Consider the following 2,402-nt stretch of genomic DNA (forward strand, 5'->3'; position numbering starts at 1 on the left):
GAAAATCTCAATCCCGGTTTATGGCAACCTTGAATTCAATTAAGACACGCAAGTAGTGACAGCATGACTGCACCCATTAAGGTGCGGTCAGCTGCTATGCTTGGTCGTTTCTACAATCTGGAATCTAAGAATCCGAGCCGCCCGACTCATCTGCTTCGCCCTCGAGCTTCTCAAAATAGTCCGTTGTACTAGGCACTTTACGAAGCTCGTTACGAGCAATTCGCCATGCCTGTTGAATTAGCCAAGATATTGAACGGTCTTGGCGCTCCGCTTCCCCCTGAATGTCTTGCAGCATGTCAGAAGGAAAATACAAAGCCTGCCGCTTCGATTTTCCGTCTCCCACGCCTTACCCCTGCGCCGTGTCGGGTTCGCTGTCACCCATCACGTCGTTTACCGAAGGAAACTTTTTAATTTCCCCGCGGGCTACTCGCCATGCTTGCTGGACGATCCATGAGAGTGAACGGTCTTGGCGGTTCGCCTCAGACTGAATCTCTTGCAACATGGCTTCAGGAAAATACAAACTCTGCTTGCGCTTATCGCTCATAAGATTGGCTCCATCTGTTCCCTGTTAAACCACAGGAACTTACACAGCAAGTTTAAGCAAGGCCTGAGTCAGGGTCAAGCCGGCGAAACGTAAAGTCATCGCCTATCCCACTCTTCATGAGATTTTTTCAGAAAAAGTATTCCAGCAGAGATGCTGTAGACCCAGCCGTTTATCGTTGAGAGAATATTCAAATCGAATTCGGCGATGTGGCTAAAGGCGCTAGATAAAGCTCAGGAGCGTGTTTAGCCCGATAACGGTCATAACGAAGGCAGTGCCCAAGCCGACACGAATTTTTGCCTGTTGTGCAGGATCGACTATTTGATATCGCACTAACAAATTATTTAGGAAATGGTTTTGAGGCCCAACGGACTGATTTTCTTCACATACACTCTGCATGTGGGGCATAGTTGCACATTGTCCTACACCCTCCAAAAAAGCTGCACTCTGTGCATCCAAACAGATGCCCTGGTTATTTGAGCAGAGCCGCAAATGGGTTGTTTTTAAACTCGCGCTGGGGCTTGCGAGACTGACCGCCCCCGCCCTTGCCGCGGTTTGCTGCAGGTCGCTTGTCTGCACGGTCAGGCCCTTTTGAATGATTGCGTTGCTCTGGTGCTTCAGCATCTGTGCGGGCCGAGAGTGATATTCTACGGCGCTCTAAATCGACGTCCATCACGCGAACACGAATTTTCTGTCCGGGACGAACCACTTCAAGTGGGTCCGATACAAAGCGGTCCGCAAGCTGTGACACATGCACTAGGCCATCTTGATGAACGCCAACATCTACAAATGCACCGAAAGCGGTAACGTTGGTCACCACACCTTCTAGCCACATTCCCAACTTCAGATCAGATACCTCATGGACATCATCTCGAAATGCCGGTGCTTCAAACGTATCTCGTGGATCGCGACCTGGCTTCTTCAGTTCATCGACCATGTCTTTCAGAGTCAATTCACCCACGTCGTCCGTGAGGTAGTGAGTAAGATCCAGTTTCTCGAGCGCTCCTCGGTTGCCTACCAAGTCCTTAAGTTCAACCCCGAGTTCCTTAGCCCATTGTGCAACAAGCGAATAACGCTCTGGGTGTACAGCAGAAGCATCCAGAGGATTCTCACCATCCGGAATACGAAGAAATCCGGCAGCCTGTTCGAAAGCCTTAGGTCCCAGTCCGGGAACTTTCGTTAAATCTTCTCGTTTTGAGAATGGACCATTACTGCTACGATATTCTACAATGCGTTTAGCCAAAGTGGGTCCAATACCCGCGACATAACCTAAGAGCGACGGGCTTGCGGTATTCAAATGAACACCAACGCCGTTGACGCAACTTTCCACAACACTGGTCAACTTACGGGTTAGCAGAGGCTGATAGACATCATGTTGATATTGCCCTACCCCAATCGACTTGGGTTCAATCTTAACCAGCTCCGCCAATGGATCTTGCAAACGCCGACCTATCGAAATCGCGCCTCGAATTGTAAGATCAAGCTCAGGGAATTCATCACGAGCAACTGGAGAAGCGGAATAAATACTCGCGCCTGCCTCATTGACCGAAATGACCGAAATATCCTTATTCTTGGTATCCCGTAGAACCTTCTTGACGAAAGTCTCAGTTTCCCGGCCACCGGTTCCGTTACCAACTGCAATGGCCCGAGGCTTATGCTTTTCGATAAGGCCCGCCAAGATGGTTTCAGCTTCCAGCGCATCCCGTTGCCCGCGTGAAATAAAGAGCGTTGTTGTTTCTATAAAACGTCCCGTGCCGTCTAACGCAACACACTTGCTTCCTGTTCGTAGGCCCGGGTCAATACCGATCACGCCCCGTGCACCAAAGGGTGCTGCCAAAAGCAGGTCACGCATATTCGAAGC

3 protein-coding genes are annotated in these 2,402 nt (G+C 50.0%); all 3 read right to left on the minus strand.

The genetic code is table 11. The annotated features are described in order from the left end of the window. Positions 1–124: 124 nt before the first annotated feature. Positions 125–295: a TIGR04563 family protein gene (locus tag HOK28_06820; GenBank protein MBT6432786.1), complete on the minus strand. Its 171-nt coding sequence runs from the start codon at positions 293–295 to the stop codon at positions 125–127. Between the two features lie 51 nt (positions 296–346). Next, the gene (locus HOK28_06825; protein ID MBT6432787.1) at positions 347–544 is read right to left on the minus strand and encodes a TIGR04563 family protein; all 198 of its coding nucleotides are present in this window, start codon (positions 542–544) and stop codon (positions 347–349) included. A gap of 469 nt (positions 545–1,013) precedes the next feature. Beyond that, a partial coding sequence (locus tag HOK28_06830; GenBank protein ID MBT6432788.1) for a S1 RNA-binding domain-containing protein occupies positions 1,014–2,402 on the minus strand: 1,389 nt, incomplete at its 5' end.

The organism is Deltaproteobacteria bacterium, from assembly GCA_018668695.1.
GTDB lineage: Bacteria > Myxococcota > XYA12-FULL-58-9 > XYA12-FULL-58-9 > JABJBS01 > JABJBS01.